Below are 25010 nucleotides of genomic sequence, written 5' to 3'. Positions count from 1 at the left end.
TACCCTCTCCCATAGCAGCGCCCTCACCCCAGTCCCTCTCCCGGAGGGCGAGGGGACAGGATGTCGCCCGCTCCGCGCTTCGTTGCTGCGGGCATAAAAAAAGATCCAAGGGTTCCGGTCGCGGAACAGGCCTTGGATCTTTTTTGCATTAATGGGAAGCGTTGCCGGGTCCGCCTACTCCTTCTGCCAGGCGTAGGCCGGATCGAGGTACGGATCGTAGAAACCGGGATAGGCCAGGAAGAATGTGGCCGTCTCACCGACACCCGATGCGGTACGTACCAGCGTCATCCCTATCCCTTTTATGGGACCAACGGTTACACACTTGGCGGCTCCTTCTTCCTTGCAGGTGAGATAGATCTGCTTCGGCAACTCCAGCCACCCGGTCGCTATATTGGCAACACCCCGGACCAGCTTGTTGGCCATGCCGTCCACCACCTCTTGCGGGGAGGCCGTATCCACGGTGCGGGTATCGGCCGCATGTCCCTTCTCTGCCGTCAGGACCAGCGCCAGCGCCAGTATGGCCAAGAAAACAAACCTCTTCTGCATCATCTACTCTCCCTTGGCTGGAACAGGTTGAGCCTCACTCTGGCCTCTCGGTTCGACCCGTTTTTCTTCCCAACCTTCCCAGACGAACTCGGGGGTGATCATGGAGTCGTAATAGCCGGGCTGGGGCACCGCGAAAAAGACGGTCTCGGTCAGGCCGGTCAACAAGCGGTAGAAGGCCATTCCCACGCCCTTCAGCGGCCCGACCACGTAGCCGATACCGCCGCGGTCACGTACCATCAGGTAGGACTGCTTGGGCACCTCGACCAGCGAGGTCGCCGTATTGGTCACCCCTCGAACCAGCTTGAACGCCATCTTCTCGGCAATTGCCTCCGGCTGCTGACCTTCCAAAGCAAACGAAGACGTGGCAAAAACCATGAGCAACAACAGGGATAACAAGGTCGCCTTGGTACGCATGTCGACTCCTTTTTGAGCTACATGTCGGTAAATGCTATGTTCTTGTAACATAGATGGCTTTCATTGGCAAGATGGCACTACCTCTATCATTGTAGAGATCAATAACAAAAAAGGCGCGGTTGCGAAACCGCGCCTTTTCTCTATTCAAACTGTGGGTGGATGCTTCTTATTTGCCGTGCTTCTTGGCGAGATATTCTGCGACGCCGGCGGTAGAAGCCTTCATAGAATCCTCACCTTCCTGCCAGTTGGCCGGGCAGACTTCGCCGCCATGGGTCTCGACGAACTGAAGCGCATCCAGCATCCTGAGGGCCTCACCGACGCTGCGCCCCAGCGGTAGGTCGTTGATGACGGTATGGCGCACCACGCCCTTGGTGTCGATCAGGAACAGCCCGCGCAGCGCAACCGACTCGTTCAGCAGGATGCCGTAGCTCCTGGCGATGGACTTGTCGAGGTCCTCGACCAGCGGGTACTGGACGTTGCCGATGCCGCCGTTTTCCACCGTAGTGTTCTTCCAGGCCAAGTGGGTGAACCTGGAGTCTACGGAAACCCCGATCACCTCGCAATTCTTCTCTTTGAATTCCGCCACCCTCTTGTTGAAGGCGAGGATCTCGGAGGGGCAGACGAAGGTGAAGTCGAGCGGGTAGAAAAAGAGGACGACGTACTTGCCGCGATATTTGGACAGAGTGAGCTCTGCGAAGGAGTTATCGGGCAGTACCGCCTGTGCCGTGAAATCGGGGGCTTCCTTAGTTACCAAGGTAGTAAGACTCATAGGTGCTGTTCTCCTTTCGGCTGATTGGGATTCTAATGGGAGCAACTGTACCAGTGGTCCAATCCCCTGTCAATCAAAAAAGATCAAAAGCGTCCTATTTGTCCTTTGTGCCTTGAGGAAGGTCCGATTTCATCCTACGACGGACCTCTAACGCTCCACGATTTCTCCGCGGATACTGATGGTTACCTCGCGGAAGGGGATCTCCATCCCCGAAGCAGCCAAGGCCTGGCGCGCCGCCATCACGATGCCGCCGCAACAGGGGACCTCCATCCTGAGTACGGTGATCCCCTTGATGCCGGAGACGCGGAACAGTTCGGTCAGCTTGGTCAGGTACGCGTTGTTGTCATCGAGCTTGGGGCAACCGACCACCACCGCCTTGCCCGCGAGGAAATCCTGGTGGTAGTTGGCATAGGCGAAGGGCACGCAGTCCGCGGTGATGAGCAGTTCGGCATCCTTGAAATACGGGGCGGTTACCGGCACCAGGTGCAACTGCACCGGCCACTGCGCCAGCTGGCTCTGCACCGAACCCGGTGCGGGCGCCGCCGCGGACGGCGCCGGCGCGAAGCTCTGAACGCGAGAGCCCGGGCATCCGCCACCGCCGTGACCATGACCATGACCATGACCATGACCATGACCACCACCGTGACCACCACCGTGGCCATGACCGTGCCCGGCAGGGGCTCCGCCCTGGGCGCCGAGATGCTTCTCTACGGCAATTTCGTCGAATTCGTCCGCTTCACGCTCTATGATGGTGATCGCATCCTGGGGGCACTCTCCCAGGCAGGCCCCCAGGCCATCGCACAGGTTGTCTGCGGCGATCTGGGCCTTGCCATCCACAATCTTGATGGCGCCTTCCGCGCAGGAAGGGACGCAGAGCCCGCAGCCGTCGCACTTGCCCTGGTCGATATGCACAATTTTCCTGATCATCTTTACCCCCCGAAATCCGTTCTAAGTTATACGTTCTATGTTCTATGTTCTAAGTCAAAACCGAAAGACTTTTGTTGTGTTGCTCCGAAGCTCGAAGGTCCTGATTCTAACGTAGAACCTGGAACGTCTTCTAGAAAAAGTAGTGCCAGAGTAGATCGAGGCGACCGCGCAGCATCAGGTGTTTCCCCGAGTAGGCCATGATCTCGCGGATCTTGGCGCGCTGCACCTTCCCGTAGCAGTGCACGTGACAGTGCTTGCAAGTCGGCTTGGGGTCGAGAGGGCATTTCTCCCGCTTCAGCTTGGCATAGGCCAAAAGCTCCGAGCAATCCTCACAGAGCACTCCCTTCTGGCTCTTGTGCTTGCCGCGGCAGTAGCAGCCGATGAAGGTTTCCAGTACCCTGATGTCTTTTTCCTGCTTCTGCGTCTTTTCCATGATCGCCACCATAACAGAAGCAATCCAGTTTCGTCATGACCAAAGTCAATTAAATTGACTCCGCACCCTTTGCCTTTGCTGCGGATTTATGCTAATTTTCCGCGAATGAACACTAACATGGAAAAAGTCATCATCCCGCGCGCGGAGCACTCGATCTCCCGCTCCGTACTGAGCCCCAACGGCGTCAAGGTGCTCTACAAGCTCCGGGAGCACGGCTTCATCGCCTACCTGGTGGGCGGCGGCGTCAGGGACCTGCTCCTGGGGCGCGAGCCCAAGGACTTCGACGTCGTCACCGATGCAACCCCCAACCAGCTCAAGAAGCTGTTCCGCAACTGCCGCCTGATCGGCCGACGCTTCCGCCTGGCCCACATCCACTTCCACGACGAAATCATCGAGGTCGCCACCTTCCGCTCCACCGTCGATGCCGCGGAGGCATCCCTCGAGGAAGCCGCCGAGGCCTTGCCCGAGGAGCTCGTCGAGGCTCCTCCCGAGGCAGAGCAGCTTGAAGAGGAGCGCGACAGGAGAAGGCGCCGGCACCACCACGGTCCTCCCATCCTGAAGAGCGAGGACGGCATGGTGCTCAGGGACAACGTCTTCGGCACCCCTGAAGAGGACGCGGTGCGGCGCGATTTCACCGTCAACGCCCTGTTCTACAACATCGCCGACTTCTCCATCATCGATCACGTGGGGGGGATGGAGGATCTCAAAAACGGGCTGATCCGCACCATCGGCGACCCCATGGTCCGCTTCACCGAGGACCCGGTGCGCATGATCCGCGCGATCCGGTTCGCCTCCATGCTCGGCTTCAACATCGAGGCCCGGACCGAGGCCGCCATCGAGGCACTCTGCGGCACCATCAACAAGGCCACGCCGCCGCGCCTTTACGAGGAAGTGCTGAAACTGCTCCTCATGGGGGCCGGCGAGCGGACCTACCAGATGATGCGCCACTGCGGGCTGTTCGAGCCGCTCTTCCCGCACTTCGACGCCTGGCTTTCCCGCGAGTCGGATTGCTATCCCCATGTCCGGGTGGGCAAGGCGCTTGAATGGGCCGACAGCCAGATCGGCCAGGGGATCGCCGTCACCCCGCCGCTGCTGATCGCCCTGATGTTCGGGGAATACCTGGAAGAGAAGGTGGCGCAGTTTCGCGACGAGGGGCTTCCACCGCAACAGGCAACCGACGCAGCGGTGGCTGCCTTTGCCGGGGAACTCGCGCCGACCGTTTCGGTGCCCAACCGGGTGCTGGTTGCGGTGCGCGACATCCTGAACATGCAGCACCGCTTCCAGAAGACCCCTGGCAGGAACGGCCGCGGCGTGCTGGGGCGTCCCGTCTTCCCGGACGCGTTGCAGTATCTCCGCTTCATGGAGCAGCTCACCCCGCCGAAGAGGTCGCTGGCCGAGTGGTGGGAGCGTTACGCCGTTCAGCAGGCGGAGGGACTGGAACCCGCGCCGCAACGCGGGAACGAAGCCGCTGCAGCCGACGCAGAGGCGCCCAAGAAGAAGCGGCGCAGGCGGAGGCGGCGCAAAAAGCCCGGGGGCGCACCCGAATAAGCGCAACGCTCCCCCCTCCCTCGACGGGAGGGGGGACAGGGCACCTTTCCGGAATCGTCCTGGCACCGAATAAAAGAAGCCCCTCACCCGTAGCACGGGATCGAGGGGCTTTTTCGTGACCCAATGTCAACCCAACCGTCAACTGCCTTTGGTTATTTCCGCCACTTCGAGCCGCTTGATCTTGTCGCGCAGCTCCGCCGCCTTCTCGAACTCCTGGGCCTTGGCCGCCGCCAGCATCTCTTTTCTCAACCGTTTCAACGTCTTTTCCAGGTCCTTGGGATTGAGGAACTCCTCCCCCTTGACCGGGACGGTGACCCAGTCCTTCTCCTCGGGGGCCTGCAGCACGTTGCCGATCAGCCTCTTCACGCTCTCGGGGGTGATGCCGTGCTCCAGGTTGTACGCCTGCTGCAGCTCCCGGCGCCTGATGGTCTCGTCGATGGCGGACTGCATCGAGCCGGTCACCTTGTCGGCGTACATGAGCACGCGCCCGGACACGTTCCTCGCGGCGCGGCCGCAGGTCTGGATCAGCGAGCGGGTGGAACGCAGGAACCCTTCTTTGTCGGCGTCCAGGATCGCCACCAGCGATACCTCGGGGAGGTCCAGCCCCTCGCGCAGCAGGTTGATGCCGACCAGCAGGTCGAATTCCCCCAGCCGCAGGTCGCGCAGGATTTCCATGCGCTGGAAGGTGTCGATGTCCGAATGGAGGTAACGCACCCGGATCCCGAGCTCCCGATAGTAGTCGGTGAGCTCCTCCGCCATCCTCTTGGTCAGGGTGGTCACCAGGATGCGCTCCCCCCGCTCGGCGGTGAGGCGAACCTCGTGCAGCAGGTCGTCCACCTGTCCCGCCGCGGGACGTACCTCGATGACAGGATCGATGAGGCCGGTGGGGCGAATCAGCTGCTCGACCACGACGCCTCCGGACATCTTAAGCTCGTAATCGGCGGGGGTCGCCGACACGTAGACGGTCTGGTTCAGCTTCCTGGTGAACTCCTGGAAGGTCAGCGGCCGGTTGTCCAGGGCCGAAGGGAGCCGGAAACCGAAGTTCACCAGTGTTTCCTTGCGGCTCCTGTCCCCGCGGTACATCCCCCCCACCTGCGATACGGTGATGTGTGACTCGTCCACCACCAGCAGGAAGTCATCCGGGAAGTAGTCGATGAGCGTGTAGGGGGGCTCCCCCGCCAGGCGTCCGTCGAAATGCCGCGAATAGTTCTCGATCCCCTGGCAAAAGCCCATCTGCTCCATCATTTCGATGTCGAAAAAGGTGCGCTGCTCGATGCGCTGCGCCTCCAGGAGCATGTTCTGGTCCTTGAAGTAGCGGATGCGCTCCTCCAGTTCGACCCTGATCTGCTCGACCGCCCGCTCCAGTGTCTGGCGGCTCGCCACGTAGTGCGAGGCCGGGTAGATGGCGAAGCGGGGGAGTTTCTGGATCTGCACGCCGCGCAGGGGATCGATCTCCGAGATGGCCTCGACGGTGTCCCCCCAGAACTCGATCCTGATGGCGCGCTCGTCGTCGTGAGCCGGGAACACCTCGACGGTGTCGCCGCGCACCCGGAAGCTGCCGCGGTGGAAGTCGACGTCGTTTCTCTCGTACTGGATCTCCACCAGGCGTTTTAGGAGTTCGTCGCGCCCCAGATCGTCCCCCTCCCGCACCCGGATCTGCATCTCCTGGTACGACTCCGGCGAACCGATGCCGTAGATGCAGGAGACCGAAGCGACGATGATCACGTCGCGCCGGGTCAAAAGGCTCCTGGTGGCGGCATGGCGGAACTTGTCGATCTCGTCGTTGATCGAGGAGTCCTTTTCGATGAAGGTATCCGAGGAGGGGATGTAGGCTTCAGGCTGGTAGTAGTCGTAATAGGAGACGAAGTACTCGACGGCGTTGTTGGGGAACAGTTCCTTGAACTCGCCGTAGAGCTGGGCCGCCAGGGTCTTGTTGGGGGCGAGCACCAGGGCGGGGCGGTTGCACCGGGCGATCACCTGGGCCATGGTGAAGGTCTTGCCGGAGCCGGTGACCCCGAGCAGGACCTGGTGCTGGTCGCCGCGCAGCACCCCTTCGGAAAGCTCTTCGATGGCGCGCGGTTGGTCACCCCGCGCATGGAAGCCCGTTACCAGTTCGAATTTGTCCATGCGCAGGATATTAACAGGATGAGGTGCGGCTTGGCAACAAGGGGATCAGGCCGCGGTGCAGGTCCGGTGCGGGGGAAGCTGGTTCACGCTCAGCCAGTAGTTCATCACCTGCTTCATGTTTTCGCAGAACTGACCGTAGTCCACGGGTTTGCGGATGTAGCTGTTGGCGCCCAGGCGGTAGCTGTCCAGGATGTCCTGCTCCTCGGTGGACGAGGTGAACACGATCACCGGGATGGAGCGGGTCTTCGCCTCCTCCCGCATGCGACGCAGCACCTCCAGACCGTTCACCTTGGGGAGCTTCAGATCGAGCAGCACCAGAAGCGGCGTGGGCGCCTGTTCGGCCCCGGCGTTGCGCCCGGTACCGAATAGGTGCTCCAGCGCTTCGGCGCCGTCGCGCGCTACCACGATGCCGTACGGCATGTGCTTGCGTATCGCCCTGAGGGTCAGAGCCTCGTCGTCAGGGTTGTCCTCGACCAGCAGGATCATCTTGTTCACGGGAGTCCTCCTTGCTAGAGAGATAGCGGCAGCAAGTTTGTAACAAACTTTTAACGCGTTTACAATAATTTTTTAATAATTTCGTTCTCAGACCAATCTTAATCCAACTGTTGATTTTTCCGCTCCCCCTGTGCGATACTGCAGCATCTTACGCAATTCACAAAGGGAGGTCATATGTTTGGATTCGGAATGCCGGAGCTCATTATTATCCTGGTGATCGTGCTCGTGGTGTTCGGAGCCGGCCGGCTCCCGGAGATCGGCGGAGCGCTCGGCAAGAGCATCAGGAACTTCAAGAAGGCTTCCAGCGGCAAGGACGAAATTGAGATTAAAGCCGGCCGCCCGGATGACGATAAGAAAGGGAGCTAGCTCCAGCTCATTAGTTTGCGTCCCCGTCGTTCCGAGGTCTCCGCTGCAGCTAGCGGGGACCTTTTGTTTTTTGGCGCGGCATATCGGCAGATCAGGCCGTCACACCGGAATAATCATGAAAAAACACCATAAAGACGCCCCTGCCCCCCCGGGCACCGGACAGATCGTAGAGCTCCTGGTTGCCACCGGCGTCATCACCAACCAACAGCTTCTCTATGCCCAGCGCGTGCACGGGAAGTTGCAATCCACGAAGACACTGATCGACGTGCTCCAGGAGCTGGAGTACATAAAGCGCGAGGACGTGGTGCGGACCCTGCGCGAGAACAGCCTTTCCATCCGGATCGGCGACCTGCTGGTCGAACTCGGCTACCTGAAGCAAAGCGAACTCCTCACCGCGCTTAACCTGCAAAAGGAAGGGGGCACCCCGCGCAAGATGCTCGGGGACATCATCGTGGAAAAAGGGTTCATCGAGGAACGCAGGCTGACCGAGGTGCTTTCCTTCCAGCTCGGCTTCCCGATGGCGGAGTTGGAATTCCGCAAACTGGACCGAAAACTGTTCGCCAAGGCCCCCTTCGAGGTGTTCCGGGACGAACTCTTCGTCCCCTACGCCGTCGACGAGGAGGGGGCGACGCTGGTAGCCTTCGCCAACCCCCTGGAGAAGTACTCGCGTCTGTCAGCCGAAAAGATCTTCGGCAGGAACGTGAAGCCTGCCATCGCCACCCGTACCGCCATCCTCTCCGCCATCGCCGCGGCACAAAAAACCGCCGGCGACGATACCACCGTGCCCGACGAGAGCACCGTGGTAGGGATGATCAACAAGCTCTTCGACGACGCCATGACCATGGGGGCCAGTGACATCCACATCGAGCCGCTCAGGGACCGGCTCCGCATACGGCTGCGCCACGACGGGGTCATGATGCCGCACATGGAGCTGTCGCTCGACCTCGCGCCGCAGCTCTCCTCTCGCATCAAGGTCATGGCCCAGGCCGACATCGCCGAAAAGAGGCGCCACCAGGACGGTCGCATCATCTACGAGAGCCGGCTGCACGGCTTCAACCTCGACATGCGCGTCTCCTTCTACATCACCATCTTCGGCGAGAAGATCGTACTGCGTCTTTTGAACAAGAAGGAGGCCATCCTCGAGGTCTCGCAGATCGGCATGGCGCCGCGCATGCTCAAGCAGTTCATGGAGGACGCCCTGGAGACCCCGTCCGGGGTCATGATCATCACCGGCCCCACCGGTAGCGGCAAGACCTCGACCCTCTACGGCTGCGTGAGCCACCTGAACAACATCAACACCAGCATCATCACGGCCGAGGACCCGGTGGAGTACGTCATTGAGGGGGTGGCCCAATGCTCCATTAACAACAAGATCGGGGTGACCTTCGAGGAAACCCTGCGCCACATGGTGCGCCAGGACCCGGACGTGATCGTCCTCGGAGAGATCCGCGATACTTTCTCCGCCGAGACCGCCATCCAGGCGGCCTTGACCGGCCACAAGGTGCTCACCACCTTCCACACCGAGGACAGCATCGGCGGCCTGCTGCGGCTGATGAACATGCAGATCGAGTCGTTCCTGATCTCCTCCACCGTGGTCTGCGTGGTCGCCCAGCGCCTGCTGCGCCTGGTCTGCAACGACTGCGCCGAGCCTTACATCCCCGCACCGGCGGAGTACGGACGGATGGGGATGTCGGCCAAGGACCTGGCCGGAGCCAACTTCCGGGCGGGCAGGGGGTGCACCAACTGCCGATTCACCGGATTCAAGGGGAGGAGCGCCGTTTTCGAACTCCTGGTCCTGAATGAACCGGTGAAGGAGGCGATCCTGCAGAACCGGTCCTCAGCCGAGATCCGCAGGCTCAGCATGGAGACCTCCGGGCTGGTGACCCTGTTCGAGGACGGCCTGGTGAAGGCAGCCAACGGGCTGATATCGGTCCACGAGGTGCTGCGCGACCTTCCCCGCATAGGCACGCCCAGGCCGCTCATGGAACTCCGGCGCATCCTCGGATACTGAGGGAAGGCAAGAGATGCACAGTGCAAGGAGAGCAGTTGACATGAACCAGCAAACCTCGATCGTTGAGGTGATCAAGGCGCGGCTCGCGGAGGGAAGCCTCAGCATCCCGGTGTTCCACGTGGTAGCCATCAGGCTGCAGCAGGCGCTGGCGCGTCCCGACTTCGACATCAAGGAGGTGCACCAGCTACTGAACGCGGATCCCGGCATCGCCACCGGCGTCCTCAGGGCGGCCAACTCCGCCTTCTACGCCGGGCTTACCAAGGTGAGCACGATCCGGGAGGCGATCATCAGGCTGGGCGCCAACGAGGTGGCCAACCTGGCCATGGTCACCACGCAGCAGGACCTGTACCGCTCCAACGACACCCGGTACAACGCCGTGATGCAGACGCTATGGAAGCATTCTTTCTGCTGCGCGGTGGGGAGCAAGTGGCTCGCGCAAAAGGTGGGGTTCGCAGCGCAGGCGCAGGAGGCCTTCCTGGGAGGGCTGCTGCACGACCTGGGCAAACTGTTCCTCCTGAAGTGCATGGAGGAGGTGGGCCGTGAGCAGCATTTCAACGGGGTCACCAGCCAGGCGGTGCTGAGGGAGGTGCTCTCGACGCTGCACGTCGAGCAGGGGTACCAGCTCATGGTGCAGTGGCAGATGCCGCAGATCTACTGCGACATCGTCGCCGGACACCAGCAGGAGCGCTGGGATCAGGGCAACGTGCTGCTGGCCATGGTGCGGCTTGCGAACCTGGCGTGCCGCAAGCTCGGCATCGGGATGAACCGCGACCCCTCGGTCCTGCTCTTCGCCTCCGGCGAGGCACAAGTGCTGGGCCTCAAGGAGACCGCCCTGGCGGAGCTGGAGATCGTCATCGAGGACGCGCTCGCCGTCCCCATTTCAGCGGAATAAGATCGGGCGGCGTCCCTATTTTAGTGCAGCCACCGCTTGAGCAGCTCCGGGTTGAGCGGCTTTGGCAGAACGGCCACCACTCCCAGGCTCTTGCACTGCTCTATGTCCTTGGGATCTTCCGAGGAGGAGAGCGCGAAGACCTTGAGCGCCTTGGTTCGGTCGTTGCTGCGCAGCCGCTGCAGCACCCCGACCCCGTCGATCTTCGGCAGCTTCATGTCCAGCAGCACGAAGTTGGGTTCATGGTGCCCCCCCCAATTCGTCCCCTCTCCCAGGAGCATCCCCAACGCTTCAGCCCCGTCGCGCGCAACCGTCACCTTGTCGTAGCCCGCTTTCTTCAGGGCCCGCAAGGCGAGTTCTTCGCAATTGCTGTTATCTTCGACCAGCAAAATCTCAGCTTCTTGCATAGCGCCTCCAAAAACTGCCATCCAGGGTCCTTTCTCACTGTCACACGAGGGTTGGTTATTCGACGGTTCCCGGGTGAATTGAATTAAATTTTATTTAACACGTATTTTTACAAATCAGACTGTCGCTCGCGCTCCAGCCCTGCTGCCGATTGGTTTTCATCTTCCAGCGTCACGCCATCCAAACATCTGTCAGCGGCCGCCATTTCGCTGGCTTTGCGGCCACAACCGGGCACAAACTGAGGAGTATTGAGAGCAGCCACCTAGGCTATGACATTGACAGAACCAACCTCTGAGTCAGGGATAATTTTATATCATACATTAACCAATACACAAATAGGGTTTTTCGAAAGTCATACAAAAAAAAGGCGCCGCGGCAGTGAGTTCACACAGACGCGACGCCCTTGTTGTCCGCTTGGTCGACGCTATCCCTCGACCGGTGCTCCGCGTGAGGACTTGCGCCCTTCCCGCTTGCTTCTTTGGAATGCCAGGGCAATTTCGTGCTGCTGCTCCTTGCCGAGCGCTTTCCTCGCCATCTTGAACACCTCTTTCTCCTCCTCCTGCATGTGGTGCTCGACGATCTCGCCGAGCACCTTCAGCTTCGCCACCCAGCGCTCGTCATCCACCGCCAGGGATTGGAAGGTCCCCAGCATGGCCTTGGCGACCTGGTGCTCCTCGAACGCCTGCAGCACCTTGTCGCGGATCTCCTCGTTCTGCTCCAGGGCGCTATAGAAGAAGCGCTCCTCCCCTTCCATGTGCAGTTCCAGCTCCTCCTCCAACTGCGAGAACAGCTTCTGCAGTGAGGAGATCTCCTTCTTGCCCGCCTTTTCCGCCTTGTCGAAAAGGTAGCGGGCCTTTTCGTGGTCCTGCTTCAGCAGGTCGAAGATGGTCATCTCCGCCCTGCTTTGCGACTCGCTCGACTTCTGGCCTGTAGGCATTTGCTGTCTCCTTTAGGCGCCACGGCAAATGGCACCCATACATGTAGGGGCGAACTTCCGTTCGCCCCCGCGTTGCTACTACCCGGATTTTCGTTACCGCTCCTATGCCATCCCCCTCGGCTTGGGCTTGTCGGAGCTGGCGAAGTCCGCTTTGGACTCGCCTTCCGAGCCGATGTCGGCTGCGCCGGTCTGCTTCAGAATTTCGATGGCGCGCTTTTTCCAGTCCGCATTGTCGCAGTGCACGGAAAGAAGGATCCCCCCTTCCTTCACCCGCCCTTCGTAGCGTTTGGCCTCGTACTCAGGGATGCCCATGCCGATGAGCGCCCCTGCGACCCCGCCGATCACCCCGCCTGCGCCCACGCCTGCCAGCGCCGCGACGATCGGCCCCGCGGCGATGAAGGGGCCGACGCCCGGGATGGCCAGGGCGCCTATGCCGCTCAGCCACCCCAAGGCCCCGCCGATCACCGCGCCGGTGCCGGCACCCGCGGTAGAGCCTTCCGGAACCTTGGTGTGCTTTTCATGGGCGAAGTCCTTGGTGCCTACGTTCTCGGAAAACAGGACCGAGATGTCCGTGTTGCGGAAGTCCGCCGCGCGCAGCGACTCTACTGCCTGTTCAACGCTGTCGCGGCTGCGGTAGATACCGAAAACTGCCGTGTTCTTTGCCATGATGAACCTCCTTTTTCTGGTGCTGCCGGTTTGGCGGTGCCCGCTTTATTTATGCTCCGGAGGCTCAGGCACCTTGGCTCCCTTCTCGCGCGCCTCCGAAAGACCGATGGCCACCGCCTGCTTGCGGTCGGTCACCTTTTTGCCGCTGCCACCGCTTTTCAGTTCCCCCTTCTTGAACTTGTCCATCACCTCGTGCACCGTTTCCTGCGCCTTCTTGCCGTATTTCGCCATGACCTTTTCCTCCTTCGTCCTGCGACCTTCTAGATGCGCCCCAATAGCACCAGGATCAACAGGATCAGCAGGACCAGCCCCAAGCCTCCGCTTGGGTAATAACCCCATCCGGCGCTGTAGGGCCAGGTGGGGAGTGAACCGACGAGCAGCAAGATCACGATCACAAGCAGAATCAACCTCATGTCTTCCTCCTTTTCCCTCCGGGAATCTGCTGCTGTTGCATCACTTCCTTTTGCCGAGCGCGGTGACGTCCCTCTCGAAGGTGGGCAGAATGGCCTTTATGAAGGCATTGCGGATCAGCTCCACCACGACTTGCCATGTGCTGGTCCTCGGGTTTTGCACCGGGCCGGAGATGTCCGCCTTGGTCGCTACCTGGTCCCGCGGCCTGTTTTCCAGCAGCTTGGCGATTCCCCCAACCAGCATCTCGTAGACCCTGTGGAAGAACCCCTTGTTCTTATCCTGGCGCCGGTCATATACCTTCATGTCCTTGAAAAAGGGTTTGATGTAGCCGTTCACCCTGTTGTTCTTCACGTGCAGCTCCGTGACCAGCGAAAAGGTGCCGGCGGTGACGTCGAAGTTTCCGTAGCTGCGCAGCAGGCCGTTCAGTGAGACGAGCTGGGTGTTGTCGATTTTCAGGTAGAGGTCGAGGTCGGGCCCCTTGTCCTCGGGGCGGAAGGTAGCCGTCGCCTCGGTGACGCCGCTCCCCATGAATCTGCCGGAGAGCCTGGCCTTGGCCGGCCCCTTGGAAAACTGGTTGGAGAAGTTGTCGAGGTAGAGGTTCGCGTCCGACAGGAAAAGGCGGACCTTTTTGCCCCCGTAGTCGTTGATGAACCCCACGTTGGCGTCGGTCAGGATGAAGTGCTCGATGGTCAGTACCAGGTTCGGCTTGTTGCTCACCTCCTTGGCCGCCCTCTTCACCTTCTCCGCCCTTCTCGCCTCCGCGCGGGCCGTCTCCGGGGTGTGGATGTAGTCGAGCCTGACGCCGTTAATGTTCAGGTTCTTGAGCCGGGCCGTCTGCACCTTGCGGCCGAACTCGACGTCGCCGCTCGCGCTCAGGACGCCCCCCTCGATCCTGACGTTGGAGCGGGCGGCCAACTGGGCGAAATAGGCGATGGGAACCTTGGCGAGTTCGATAACGGCCTTCACCGCGGGGGTCGGCTCCGCCAGGAAGTCCGCCCGTCCCTCCACCCGACCATGCCCGGTACCGAAGATGTCGGTTTCCATCTGGAAATCGGACGGGTACACCTTGTCCGGCAGGTGTATGTTGCGGATGTTGTTGGCCGACAGGTTCAGGTGGGTGAGCTTCAGAGGTCGCTTGGGGTCCTCATCGATGTAGGTGAGGCTTCCATCGGTGATCTTCAAAAGGTTGATCTTCAGAGGGTAGATCGCCTCGAAGGCCTGTTGCCATCCCTTCTGCTTCATGGGTACCTTGCTGGCGGCCTCGCTTTTCAGCTGCTGCAAGTCGACATGGATCTTCGGCCCGTCGACCCTCATGTCGCCGACCAGTCTCCCGGACAATACCTCGCGCCACTGGACGCTGGCCCTTAGGTAGGGAAACTCGGCCACCGGCGGCTCCGGGTGCGCCTCCTGGGTTATCGTCAACCCCTTCAGGGTTACAGAGAGGCCGATCAGGCTGAAGTGCAGTCTGGGGAGCCTGACCTTGTACCCCTTGAGGCTCTGGTTCATCTTCTTTTCCGTGGTGCGCCGCAACGGTTCATCGATGAAGAAGCTGGCGATGAAGGCGATGAGGACGAGGGAGACCATTATCCCCACGATCCAGAGCAGGACCTTCGGGACGGCCAGCCCGTGTCGAGTGTCGCGCGGCGCCGGTTCCTTCGGTTCAACCATAACGATCTCCTGTAGTTGCAGATGGAGGAGTCCAAGCAAAGTAAAGGCACGCTAATAAATGTATGCATTGCATGCCTGTTGTCAATCGCGGGGAGCGCTTTACCCCTCCCCCCGCCTTCAATCATGGTAAAATTCCAGCTGTGCCTGCACCCGACGCGGCGGCAATGAAAGTCTGCACCCGAGGAGGTCAAACATGAGAGCTATGTGGTCCGGTTCGATAAGCTTCGGACTGGTGAACATCCCGGTGAAACTCTATAGCGGCTCCCAGAGCAACTCTCTGGACCTGGACATGCTGCGTAAGAACGATCTTTGCCCAATCAAGTACCTGCGGGTCTGCAAGACCGACAACAAGGAAGTCCCCTACGAGGAGATCGTCAAAGGGTACGAGTACAGCGACGGCGAGTACATCGTGCTGACCGACGAGGACTTCGTAAACGCCAGCCTGGAAAAGACCCACCTGATCGACATCGTCGACTTCATCGACGAGAAAGAGATAGACACCCGCTACTTCGAGAAGCCCTACTACCTCGAGCCTGACAAAAGCGGTCCCAAGGCCTATGCGCTGCTCAGGGAGGCGTTGAAGCGGTCGGGCAAGGTGGGGGTTGCCTACTACGTCCTGAGAAACCGCGGCAGCCTCGGCATCGTCCGGCCGCTGGACGACCTGCTGGTCTTGAACCAGATCCGGTATGCCGAGGAGCTGCGCGACGCCTCGGATCTCAAGCTGCCCGGCAACGAGCAGGTGCGGGAGCAGGAGGTGGCCCTGGCCCTGTCCCTGATCGACCAGTTGACGGTGAAGTTCGACCCGGTGAAGTACAGGGACCAGTACATCGACGACCTGAAAAAGCTGATCGAAGAGAAGGCGCAGGGGCGCCAGCCGGCACCGGCCAAGGCCCCGCCTCCGCCGAAGGTGGCTGACATGATGGCCCTTTTGAAGGAGAGCCTGAAGCAGAAGCGGAAAGAAGCGGCGTAGCCGGCGCTATCCGCCCCCGCCGTCTTCCAGCTACCCCCTCCCTCCCCCTCCGGGGGAGGGAGCCCCCGCGCAACGCCTCCCCATAGTCCCCTTCCATTCCCATAGCTTCGAACAACGGACTCCGCCAACGCCCATAATTCCGACCGACCCCGTTGCAATCGCCCCCTCTTGTGTTAGCTTGTTCTAATTCAAAAACCGGCACCTTTAATAAGAACAAGCGCCATCAGCTTCCAAGGGAGGATAAGGCATGGAACCGAGTGAAACCGAACGCAGCCAGTCGAGAGAGTGGCGAAGAGAGACGCGGGTAAACGTGGGTCCCGCCGAGCGGAAGGCGTCCGTCATCGGCGGTGCGGCCCTGGCGGTTTCGGGGCTCAGGTGCATCAGCAAGAGAAATTACGCCTCGGGGCTCGCCATGATGCTGGCCGGGGGGATGTTCCTGTACCGGGGGCAGACCGGACACTGCGGGATCTACGACGCCATGGGGATGGACACGGTGCACACGCGCAACTCCGCCCTGACCATAGAGAAGGCGGTCACCATCGGGCTGCCGCCGCAAGAGGTGTACGAATTCTGGCGCAACCTCGAGAACCTCCCCCGCTTCATGAAGCACCTGGAGTCGGTGCAGGTGACCGGGGCCCGGACCTCCCACTGGAGAGCCATCGGGCCGGGCGGGATCAGAGCCGAATGGGACGCCGAGATGATGGAGGACACGCCGGGCCAGCAGATCAGCTGGCATTCGGTGGGCGAGGCGGACGTCCCCAACAAGGGGAGCGTGGAGTTCAAGGAGGCGCCGGGACACCGGGGGACCGAGGTGAAGGTGACCATCGACTACTACCCCCCCGGCGGCGGTGCGGGAAGGGCGGCTGCGAAGCTGGCCCGGGGGATCAACGCCCAGCAGCTCGAGGAGGATCTGAAAAGGCTGAAGCAGATCCTGGAAGTGGGCGAGGAAACCACGGCACGGCGCACGGTCGAATAAACGCGATCCCGCCGGGCACGCGGCGGACAAGGAGGGTATATGAGGGCGGTATGCTGGCACGGCAAGCATGACGTGCGGGTGGACGAGGTGGCGGACCCGCAAATCGTCAGCAAGGGGGATGTCATCGTCAAGGTCGCGCTCACCTGCATCTGCGGCTCCGACCTGCACCTGTACAACGGCTACGTCCCCACCATGAAGAAAGGGGACATCATGGGGCACGAGTTCGTCGGAGAAATCGTCGAGACAGGGAGCGGCGTCTCCCGCTTCCACGTCGGCGACCGGGTCATCGTCCCCTTCCCGATCTCCTGCGGCGTCTGCTGGTACTGCAAGCACGAACTCTGGTCGCTGTGCGACAACTCCAACCCCAACTCCTGGATGCTGGAGCACCTCTACGGCGACACCGGTGGCGGTATCTTCGGCTACTCGCACATGTACGGCGGCTTCTCCGGCGGCCAGGCCGAGTACGTCCGGGTCCCGTTCGCGGACGTCGGCCTGGAGAAGATCCCGGACGGGATCCCCTACGAGCAGGTGGTGCTCCTGACCGACATCTGCCCGACCGGCTACCAGGCCGCCGACAACTGCAACATCAGCCCCGGCGACACCGTCGCCGTCTGGGGGTGCGGCCCGGTGGGGCTCATGGCGATGATGTCGGCACGGCACCTCGGGGCCGAGCGGGTCATAGGGATAGACCGCTTCCCGGAGCGCCTGCAGATGGCCCATTCCCAGTGCCGGGCCGAGGTGCTGAACTACGAGGAGGTGGACGTGGCGGAGGCGCTGCAGAATATGACCGGGGGGCGCGGTCCGGACTCCTGCATCGACGCCGTCGGGCTGGAAGCGGTCGGAACCGGCATCGAGGGGATCTACGATTCGGTGAAGCAGACGCTCCGGCTCGAAACGGACCGCACCTCGGCGCTGCGCCAGTTGACCAAGGCCTGCCGCAAGGGGGGGACGCTCTCCATCGTCGGGGTCTACAGCGGCTTCATCGACAATTTCCCCATGGGCGCCATCTTTGCCAAGGGGCTCACCCTGCACGCGGGGCAGGCCCACGTGCACAAGTACCTGCCGCACCTGCTCAAGCTGGTAGAGGAGCAGCAGTTGAATCCCTCCTCCATCATCACGCACCGGCTGCCGCTCGACCAGGCGCCCGGCGCCTATAAGACCTTCCTGAACAAGCAGGATGCCTGCATCAAGATCGTCCTGAACCCTCAGGAATCGGCAAGTGCCGCCAGGCCGGGCCCCGAGGAGGCGAGAGCCGTATAGACCCGCCCCCCCACATGGCATGCCGCCATAGAGGGGTAACAGATGCCCTCGCAAGAGGAGGAGCCCGACATGTTTTCACTGCGCAGCCACTTCAAGCTGGGTGACGCCAGTTACAAGGACCTGGCGAAAAAGGCCTACCACAAGTTCAGCGACGAGGACTGCTCGGAACATGCCGCCGCCATGGCCTACTACTTCCTGTTTGCCTCGTTCCCCTTCCTGCTTTTTCTCACCACCTTGATCGGCTACCTCCCCATCCCTCACCTGATGGACTACATGCTGGCCAACGCGGCCAGGTTTCTTCCCTCGGAGGCGTTCTCCCTGATCGAGAGCAACATCCGGGCCCTTTTTCTGAACAAGAAGCAGGGGCTGCTGTCCATCGGCATCCTGCTGGCGCTATGGGCTTCTTCCAACGCCATGGTTTCGGTCATGGACGCGATGAACAACCTCTACGACGTCAAGGAGGGGCGTCCGTTTTGGAAGGTGCGCCTGGTCGCCATCGGGCTTGTGGTGGGGCTTTCCCTACTCTTTTTGGGGGCGATGGTACTGCTCATGTTCGGGGTGAAGATCGCCGACTTCATAGCCGGGGTGATCGACTTCGGCGTCGCCTTCAAGGTCGGCCTCGTCATCGGGCTCATCCCCGTCACCCTCTTCCTCCTGGTGCTTGCCGTCGCCATCATCTACTACTTCACCCCTGACGTGGAACACGAGTGGAAATGGATCAGCCCCGGCGCGGTGGTCGCCATCCCCTGCTGGATCGCCATGTCCTTCGGTTTTTCCTACTACATCAACAACTTCGGCTCCTACGACAAGACCTACGGCAGCATCGGCGCCGTGATCGTGCTCCTGTTGTGGCTCTACCTGAGCGGGCTGATCATCCTGGCCGGAGCAGTCATCAACGCGGTCATCGAGCACAGTTCGAAGGAGGGGAAGGAGCCGGGTGAGAAGGTGGAAGGGGAGCACGCCGCGGAGCGCGGCACCCATTCAAAGGAGGAGTCACAGCGGAAGGCAAAGGAAGAGGCGGCAAAATCGTAGAGGGGATGACGAGTGGCGCAGAACGCTCCTTCCACCCGAAGGGGGAGGCTGGGAGGGGGTGAGGCTGTGGCAGCCGGTGTTCCCCCTCCCTGTCCCTCCACTCCGGGGGTGGGGACGCCCGGGGCAAGGTGGGTGTTGGCGCAGAAAGAACTTACTTGATCTGCCCCCGGATCTCGCCCATGGGGTAGGTCACCGTCGGCACATCCACATAGGCCTCGCCGGCATCTATGATACGTACCAGGTCCTCGACGGTTTTCCCCTCCAGCTCGCCTATCAGGTTCTCATTGGTGATGAGCCCCTCGGCGAGGATCCCCTTGAATACGCCCATCTTCACCGGACCACCGAACAGCCCCACCAAGGGGGGGCCATTTTGCCCCGGCTTGCCGTGATGGATGTGCGCCGCGACCGGGCTCGTTATCCTGCTCACGTTCAACTCGTAACTCATCTCGCCGCCCGCGTAAATCATCTTGATATCCCCCCGGGCCGGAGTCTTCACCAAGGGAGCCTCCTGCTGGCCCGAAAGCTTGGCCCGAAAGATCCTCTGTTCCGCCCCCGCCGGCAGGGTAGCCAACACGGCCAAGACTACCACCGACATTTGCCATTTCCTCATGATGTTCTCCCCTTTTCGGCGCCCTCCGGCCTGGCGGAAGCCTGCCCCAAGACAAGGAGGTCGAGAATGCCGGAGAGCGGTATGGAGAGCCACTCCGGCCGGTTGTTGAGCTCGTAGCCCAGCTCGTAGATCGCCTTGTCCAGCATGAAGGTTTGCAGCATGATTTCCACCTCGTCCGGCGCGCTCGGCATGAACGAGGCGCCGGACGCCACTTCCCGGTAGGCGTCGAGGAAGACCGCGGCGTTGTAGCGGTACCAGGCATGGACCCAGGGAAGGAGGTAGGCGATATCCTCGTCGCGCACCTGCGTGCGCTGCATGATCACGGCGTGCGCCGCGTAGTGGAACGAGCGCATCATGCCTGCCACGTCACGTAGCGGTGACTGCTTGATCCTCCGTTCGCTCAGCGACTTGATCGGCTCCCCCTCCAGGTCGATGATCAGGAAGTTGTCGCCGGTGTAGAGGAGCTGCCCCAGGTGGTAGTCGCCGTGGACGCGGGTCTTCATGGCGCCGAACTTGCGCACCATGAACTTCTGGAAGACGGCGTAAAGGTCGTTCTCCATGCCGAGAAGCCCCTCCGCCTCGCCGGCCGCTTGCTGCGGGACGGCCGCCATGTTCCTGCGCAGGAGTTCGAGGACCTTCCTGCAGCGCGTGCGCATGGACTGATAAACGCTGCGCTGGTAGAGGAGCGTGAAGGGCTCTGGCGCGAAGTCCGCGTCGTCGCTGCGGGAGGAGAGTGCGATGTGGAATTCGGCGGTCCGCCTGCCGATGAGGGCGACCCTGTCGGGATACACCCCCTGGATGAGCTCCAAGAGCGCGGGGGTGAAGCCGCTCGACTCGTTGCCGGGGTGGGGCTCGAGCCCCGATTTCTTCGCGTCCTCGCGGTGGGCGAGGACGCGGTCCACGAACCGCCCCACCTCGCCGAGCGTGAAGGTCCAGGCATCCCCCTGGTTCGGGACGAACCCCTGCAGAAGTCCCATGGCAAAGGCCTCGCCGCTGTTGCGCCGGTATTCCAGGGTCCCCCCTAGGGGTGCCACGTGCGGGAAGCGGACCCGGTCGAGGAACCTGCCGAGTTCCAGCTCCGGGTGGGCCCCCTCCTCCATGCGCCGGTAGAGCTTGAAGAAGAAGTTGTTACCGAAGGTTACGGAGCTGTTGCTCTGCTCCGCCTTCCCCACCTGGGACGGGAACGGGGGCTTCTTCCCTTCCATGAGCGCCGCCAGCGCGATGGCCGGCTGTCCCGAGAGGCGGCCGCCGTCGCCCTTCAGCGACTTCCTGCGCGAGATGAGCTCGAAGAGCACCCAGCGCAGATGCGAGTTGTAGAGGCCGTCGTAGAGAAGCCCCGGCCGGTCCCCCACCCTGAGCTGGCATATGACCGCCTCAGGGGAAGCGCCGAGGAGCATCTCGCCCCCGCCGTCCATCGGGACGTAGTGCAGCGGCAGCAGGTAGACCTCCGGCGTCCCCTCGCTGTAGGTGACCTCCAGGAAGGCGAGGATGACCGAGGAGCTGTCGATCGGGATAGTGAGCATGTCAAGCATGGAGAACCTGACCATGATGCGGCTCTTCCCCTGGAACCAGCGCGACTTCCTGAGGTAGTCCGGCAGGACCGATTGCTCCAACTGGCGCAGCCCCGCCGCCCTGAGCGCGTTCTCCCAGCCGCCCGTCACCGCGATCTCCTCCAGCACCCCCTCCTCGCGCGGCTTGGTCTTTTCCCGACCGTCGGCCAGAATGAGCAGGTGGTAGTCGTAGGGCCCCATGATGACACCGTACGGGGATTCCTTGATGGCCGGGAACCGGTTGCGGCTGAACATCTCCTCCGGATAGAAGCCCACGAAGCGGGGCTGGTTCACCTGCACGAACTGGGTGGCCCGGGAAAGGTTGATCAGCACCAGGATGATCTGGTCCTCATACTGGCGCAGCATGGCCAGCACCTTGGGGTTGTCCAGCGGGATGAACTCGAGCGTCCCCCAGCCGAAGGCCCGGAACCTCTTTCTCAGGTCGATCATCCGCTTCATCCACCAAAGCAGCGAAGAAGGGTTCTTGGCCTGGTTCTCGACGTTGCGCGCCTCATAGTGGTACTCCGGGTCGATGATGATCGGGAGGTAGAGTTTCTGCGGGTTTGCCGGCGAGAACCCGGCGTTGCGGTCCGGGCTCCACTGCATCGGGGTGCGCACGCCGTTTCTGTCACCCAGGTAATAGTTGTCCCCCATGCCGATCTCGTCGCCGTAGTAGACGATCGGAGTGCCGGGCATGGTGAACAGGAGCACGTTCATCAGCTCGATCTTGCGCCGGTCGTCCCCCATGAGCGGCGCGAGCCGGCGCCGGATGCCGAGGTTGATCCGTGCCCGGGGATCCCGGGCGTAGATGCGGTACATGTAGTCCCGCTCCTCGTCGGTCACCATCTCCAGGGTGAGCTCATCGTGGTTTCTCAGGAACATGGCCCACTGGCACTGCTGCGGGATGGGCGGGGTCTGCTGCAGGATGTTGACGATGGGGAAGGAGTCCTCCATCTGCAGCGCCATGAACATGCGGGGCATGAGCGGGAAGTGGAACGCCATCTGGCAGGCGGCGCCCCCTCCGAAGTATGATGCGGCGTCCTCGGGCCACTGGTTCGCCTCGGCGAGCAGCATCTTGTCCTGATATTTCGCGTCGATGTAAGAGCGCAGCTTCTTTAGGAACTCGTAGGTCTCCGGGAGGTTTTCGCAGTTGGTCCCCTCGCGCTCGTACAGGTACGGAACCGCGTCCAGGCGCAGGCCGTCCACCCCCATGCCGAACCAGAAGTCGATGACCCGGAACATCGCCTCATGCACCCGGGGGTTGTCGTAGTTGAGGTCGGGCTGGTGCGAGTAGAAGCGGTGCCAGTAGTAGCTCTTGGCGACGGGATCGCGGGTCCAGTTGGAGACCTCGAAGTCCTTGAATATGATGCGGGCGTCCAGGAACTTATCGGGGGTGTCGCTCCAGACGTAGAAGTCGCGCCAGGGAGAGCCGGGCTTGGCGCTGCGGGACTTCTGGAACCAGGGGTGCTGGTCCGAGGTGTGGTTCAGGACCAGCTCGGTGATGACCCGCATCCCCAAGGCGTGCGCACCCTTGAGGAAGTCCTGGAAGTCGCGCAGGGTGCCGTAGTCGGGGTGGACGCTGCGGTAGTCCGCGATGTCGTAGCCGTCGTCCCGAAGCGGCGAGGGGTAGAAGGGGAGCACCCAGATGGCGGTGATGCCCAGGTCGCGCAGGTACGGGAGCTTCTGCGTCAGCCCCCGGAAGTCCCCGATGCCGTCCCCGTTGGAATCGCAAAAGCTCTTTATGTGCACCTCGTAGATGACGGCGTCCTTGAACCAGAGCGGGTTCTTCTCGTTGCGAAATGGCATGGCTTACCCCTGCTAGAAGTAGTAGTCGAAGTCGGACTCCCGGCGCTGCCAGGTGCTGATCCGGTAGATGCAGGCGGGGTTGATCTGCGGGTCGAGCCGCACGGTGGCGGTCTCCCCCTGCCAGATCGAGTGATCGCCGCCGATCAGGTCGTGCAGAAGGTACGACTGCCCCGGCCGCACGCCGAACAGCTCCAGCGGCAGGCTGAGTCGCGCCGTGCGCACCCGGAAGGGATCCAGGTTCACCGCGACCAGGAGCGATCCCTTCTTCTGCTCGGCGATCTTGGCGTAGAAGAGGACGCTGTCGTCATCGGCCGCGAGGAAGGTGACGTTGTTGGTCTGCTGCAGCGCCGCGTGATCGCGGCGGACCCGGTTCAGCATGACGATCAGCTCGCGGATGTTGCCGCCCCCCTCCCGGTCCCACTGCCGGATCTCGTACTTCTCGGCGTCGCGGTACTCCTCGGAGCCGGGCTTTTCCGGTTCCCCGACGCAGAGCTCGTAAGCCGGGCCGTAGATGCCGTAGTTTGAGGAGAGCGTGGCAGCGAGCACGAGCCGGATCATGAAGGCGGGGCGCCCCCCGTACTGCAGGTATTCGGTGAGGATGTCCGGGGTGTTGGGCCAGAAATTCGGGCGCATGAACTCCCTGGTGTCGCCGCGGGTCAGCTCGGTCAGGTACTCGGTCAGCTCTCCCTTGCTGTTACGCCAGGAGAAGTAGCTGTAGGACTGGGTGAAGCCGAGCTTGGCGAGCCGGGCCATGATCTTCGGGCGGGTGAAGGCCTCGGCCAGGAAGATGACGTCCTGCGACTTCTCCTTGGCCTGGCCGATGAGCCACTCCCACATCGGGAAAGGCTTGGTGTGCGGGTTGTCCACCCGGAAGATGCGCACCCCCTGGTCCATCCAGAAGAAGACGATGGACTTCAGCTCCTCCCAGAGCTCCTCCCACTGAGCGGTCTCGAAGTTGATCGGCACGATGTCCTGGTACTTCTTGGGGGGATTCTCCGCGTACTGCACGGTACCGTCCGGGCGCCACGTGAACCACTCCGGGTGCTCCTTCAGGTAGGGATGGTCGGGCGAACACTGGAAGGCGAGGTCCAAGGCGATCTCGATGCCGTGCCTTTCCGCCTCGCGCACCAGGTAGCGGAAATCGTCCAGGGTGCCGAGCTCCGGGTGCACCGTCTTGTGCCCTCCGGCCTCGGAGCCGATGGCCCAGGGGCTGCCGGGGTCGCCCGGCTGGGCCTCGACGGCGTTGGCTTTTCCCTTGCGCTTGCTGGAGCCGATGGGGTGGATCGGGGGAAGGTAGAGGACGTCGAAGCCGAGCATCGCGATGTCAGGGAGGAGCGCGATGCAGTCCCGCAGCGTGCCGTGGCGCCCCTCAACGCCCAGCGAGCGCGGGAAGAGCTCGTACCAGCTGCTGAAGAGCGCCTTCTTGCGGTCCACCCTGACCACCAGCTCCTTGTGGTAGAGGGTGGCGAGCCCGCGCGCGCAGCAGGTGCTCACCAGGTCGGCGAGCCGGGTCTCCAGCCCGAGCGCCACCGCGCCTTCCTGGTCCTTTTCCGCCGAGAGCGCCGCGGCCGCCTCCCGCAGCCTTGCCGCATCCTCCGCGTTGGCCTCCCCCGCTGCCTGCTCCAGGATCTTCGCGCCGATTCTCAGGTCGACCGCCACGTCCTGCCCCGCCTCGAACCGCTTTTGCAGGTCCCTCTGCCAGGTACGGAAGTGGTCGACCCACCCCATCAAGGTGTACTGGTAGAAGCCGGGCTCGCCCAGAACGAAGCTCCCCTCCCAGCGGTCGTTGTTCAGGCGCCGCATCACGCTCTCCTGCCACTGCTCCTCCCCCATCCGGCGGTACAGCAGCAGAGCCACGACCTCGTCGTGTCCGTCGCTGAAGACATCTGCCTGCACCACCATCTCGTCGCCGGCGATCCGCTGCACGGCGAACCTGCCGCAGTCGATCTGCGGGTGCACCATCTCGATGGCTATCCGGGCTCTCCCTTCCATAGGCTCACCTCGTCTTCAACGGCTGCATCCGCGGCACCGCCCTCACCCGCCCTTCGGGCACCCTCTCCCGGAGGGAGAGGGGATCAGGCGGGACGTCCTAGTCCCCTTGCCGTCGGAGAGGGGATAAGGCGGGTGACGTCCATGACCCCCTCGCCGTCGAAGAGAGGATAGGTCGGGTGACGTCCAAGTCCCCCTGGCCGTC

At 62.1% G+C, this 25010-nt stretch carries 24 protein-coding genes; 8 read left to right on the top strand and 16 right to left on the bottom strand.

Annotated elements, in window-relative coordinates; translation table 11 throughout:
- Positions 1-174 precede the first annotated feature (174 nt).
- The 5 genes from KP003_RS20340 to KP003_RS20320 form a co-directional block, all read right to left on the bottom strand.
- On the bottom strand, positions 175-546 hold the full coding sequence (locus KP003_RS20340; RefSeq protein ID WP_216497198.1) for an exosortase system-associated protein, TIGR04073 family: 372 nt from the start codon (positions 544-546) through the stop codon (positions 175-177).
- A gap of 3 nt (positions 547-549) precedes the next feature.
- Positions 550-960: an exosortase system-associated protein, TIGR04073 family gene (locus tag KP003_RS20335; protein ID WP_216497076.1), complete on the bottom strand. Its 411-nt coding sequence runs from the start codon at positions 958-960 to the stop codon at positions 550-552.
- A gap of 166 nt (positions 961-1126) precedes the next feature.
- A complete protein-coding gene (locus tag KP003_RS20330) occupies positions 1127-1729 on the bottom strand; it encodes a peroxiredoxin (protein WP_216497077.1) in 603 nt (200 codons plus the stop codon).
- 147 nt (positions 1730-1876) lie between these two features.
- Positions 1877-2656 carry an ATP-binding protein gene (locus KP003_RS20325; RefSeq protein ID WP_217300194.1) on the bottom strand — a complete coding sequence of 260 codons (780 nt, stop codon included), beginning with the start codon at positions 2654-2656 and terminating at the stop codon, positions 1877-1879.
- Positions 2657-2786: 130 nt separating this feature from the next.
- Positions 2787-3089 carry a nitrous oxide-stimulated promoter family protein gene (locus KP003_RS20320; RefSeq protein WP_236026673.1) on the bottom strand — a complete coding sequence of 101 codons (303 nt, stop codon included), beginning with the start codon at positions 3087-3089 and terminating at the stop codon, positions 2787-2789.
- A 105-nt stretch (positions 3090-3194) separates the two neighbouring features.
- On the opposite strand from KP003_RS20320, the gene pcnB reads away from it, so the two are divergent.
- On the top strand, positions 3195-4637 hold the full coding sequence (pcnB, locus tag KP003_RS20315; protein ID WP_216497080.1) for a polynucleotide adenylyltransferase PcnB: 1443 nt from the start codon (positions 3195-3197) through the stop codon (positions 4635-4637).
- A 138-nt stretch (positions 4638-4775) separates the two neighbouring features.
- Here the strand turns inward: pcnB and uvrB are convergent, their stop codons facing one another.
- Both uvrB and KP003_RS20305 read right to left on the bottom strand, forming a co-directional pair.
- The gene (gene uvrB / locus KP003_RS20310) at positions 4776-6764 is read right to left on the bottom strand and encodes an excinuclease ABC subunit UvrB (protein WP_216497081.1); all 1989 of its coding nucleotides are present in this window, start codon (positions 6762-6764) and stop codon (positions 4776-4778) included.
- Positions 6765-6809: 45 nt separating this feature from the next.
- The gene (locus KP003_RS20305) at positions 6810-7259 is read right to left on the bottom strand and encodes a response regulator (protein WP_216497082.1); all 450 of its coding nucleotides are present in this window, start codon (positions 7257-7259) and stop codon (positions 6810-6812) included.
- 174 nt (positions 7260-7433) lie between these two features.
- Between KP003_RS20305 and KP003_RS20300 the strand changes: the two genes are divergently transcribed.
- The 3 genes from KP003_RS20300 to KP003_RS20290 all read left to right on the top strand — a co-directional run bounded on the left by KP003_RS20300 (position 7434) and on the right by KP003_RS20290 (position 10528).
- The gene (locus KP003_RS20300) at positions 7434-7625 is read left to right on the top strand and encodes a twin-arginine translocase TatA/TatE family subunit (RefSeq protein ID WP_015718486.1); all 192 of its coding nucleotides are present in this window, start codon (positions 7434-7436) and stop codon (positions 7623-7625) included.
- 115 nt (positions 7626-7740) lie between these two features.
- The gene (locus KP003_RS20295) at positions 7741-9636 is read left to right on the top strand and encodes a GspE/PulE family protein (RefSeq protein ID WP_216497083.1); all 1896 of its coding nucleotides are present in this window, start codon (positions 7741-7743) and stop codon (positions 9634-9636) included.
- Between the two features lie 40 nt (positions 9637-9676).
- Positions 9677-10528 (top strand): HDOD domain-containing protein, encoded by an 852-nt coding sequence (locus tag KP003_RS20290; RefSeq protein WP_216497084.1) that lies wholly within the window; start codon positions 9677-9679, stop codon positions 10526-10528.
- A gap of 20 nt (positions 10529-10548) precedes the next feature.
- On the opposite strand, the gene KP003_RS20285 is transcribed toward KP003_RS20290, so the two are convergent.
- The 6 genes from KP003_RS20285 to KP003_RS20260 form a co-directional block, all read right to left on the bottom strand.
- Positions 10549-10932, bottom strand: coding sequence for a response regulator (locus KP003_RS20285; protein WP_216497085.1), 384 nt, complete (start codon positions 10930-10932; stop codon positions 10549-10551).
- Between the two features lie 422 nt (positions 10933-11354).
- Positions 11355-11867 carry a hemerythrin domain-containing protein gene (locus KP003_RS20280; protein ID WP_216497086.1) on the bottom strand — a complete coding sequence of 171 codons (513 nt, stop codon included), beginning with the start codon at positions 11865-11867 and terminating at the stop codon, positions 11355-11357.
- Positions 11868-11969: 102 nt separating this feature from the next.
- Positions 11970-12533, bottom strand: a complete 564-nt coding sequence (locus KP003_RS20275) for a quinol:electron acceptor oxidoreductase subunit ActD (RefSeq protein ID WP_216497087.1) — start codon at positions 12531-12533, stop codon at positions 11970-11972.
- Between the two features lie 45 nt (positions 12534-12578).
- Positions 12579-12764 (bottom strand): DUF6496 domain-containing protein, encoded by a 186-nt coding sequence (locus KP003_RS20270; RefSeq protein WP_216497088.1) that lies wholly within the window; start codon positions 12762-12764, stop codon positions 12579-12581.
- A 29-nt stretch (positions 12765-12793) separates the two neighbouring features.
- Complete coding sequence (locus tag KP003_RS20265; protein ID WP_199393418.1) at positions 12794-12946, bottom strand: DUF3309 family protein; 153 nt, start codon at positions 12944-12946, stop codon at positions 12794-12796.
- Between the two features lie 40 nt (positions 12947-12986).
- Positions 12987-14612: an AsmA family protein gene (locus KP003_RS20260; RefSeq protein ID WP_216497089.1), complete on the bottom strand. Its 1626-nt coding sequence runs from the start codon at positions 14610-14612 to the stop codon at positions 12987-12989.
- A 193-nt stretch (positions 14613-14805) separates the two neighbouring features.
- Here KP003_RS20260 and ku point away from each other — a divergent pair, with 193 nt between their 5' ends.
- From ku to KP003_RS20240, 4 genes are all read left to right on the top strand, one after another.
- Positions 14806-15582: a non-homologous end joining protein Ku gene (gene ku / locus KP003_RS20255; protein WP_216497090.1), complete on the top strand. Its 777-nt coding sequence runs from the start codon at positions 14806-14808 to the stop codon at positions 15580-15582.
- A gap of 247 nt (positions 15583-15829) precedes the next feature.
- On the top strand, positions 15830-16558 hold the full coding sequence (locus KP003_RS20250) for an SRPBCC family protein (RefSeq protein ID WP_216497091.1): 729 nt from the start codon (positions 15830-15832) through the stop codon (positions 16556-16558).
- A gap of 39 nt (positions 16559-16597) precedes the next feature.
- Complete coding sequence (locus KP003_RS20245) at positions 16598-17818, top strand: zinc-dependent alcohol dehydrogenase (RefSeq protein WP_216497092.1); 1221 nt, start codon at positions 16598-16600, stop codon at positions 17816-17818.
- A 69-nt stretch (positions 17819-17887) separates the two neighbouring features.
- On the top strand, positions 17888-18850 hold the full coding sequence (locus KP003_RS20240) for a YihY/virulence factor BrkB family protein (protein WP_216497093.1): 963 nt from the start codon (positions 17888-17890) through the stop codon (positions 18848-18850).
- Positions 18851-19001: 151 nt separating this feature from the next.
- Here KP003_RS20240 and KP003_RS20235 read toward each other — a convergent pair whose 3' ends face one another.
- From KP003_RS20235 to KP003_RS20225, 3 genes are read right to left on the bottom strand one after another with little or no spacing between them, the layout of a single operon-like run.
- On the bottom strand, positions 19002-19460 hold the full coding sequence (locus KP003_RS20235; protein ID WP_216497094.1) for a CHRD domain-containing protein: 459 nt from the start codon (positions 19458-19460) through the stop codon (positions 19002-19004).
- Entirely contained in the window at positions 19457-22816 is a 3360-nt protein-coding gene (gene treS, locus KP003_RS20230) for a maltose alpha-D-glucosyltransferase (protein WP_216497095.1), read from the bottom strand. The genes KP003_RS20235 and treS overlap by 4 nt, the downstream gene beginning before the upstream one ends.
- A gap of 12 nt (positions 22817-22828) precedes the next feature.
- A complete protein-coding gene (locus KP003_RS20225; RefSeq protein WP_216497096.1) occupies positions 22829-24808 on the bottom strand; it encodes an alpha-1,4-glucan--maltose-1-phosphate maltosyltransferase in 1980 nt (659 codons plus the stop codon).
- Between the last annotated feature and the right edge of the window lie 202 nt (positions 24809-25010).

Origin of the sequence: Geomonas diazotrophica (genome assembly GCF_019063885.1) — a bacterium.
GTDB lineage: Bacteria > Desulfobacterota > Desulfuromonadia > Geobacterales > Geobacteraceae > Geomonas > Geomonas diazotrophica.
Note: the sequence above shows the minus strand (reverse complement) of the source record. Positions and strands in the feature narration are given on the sequence as shown.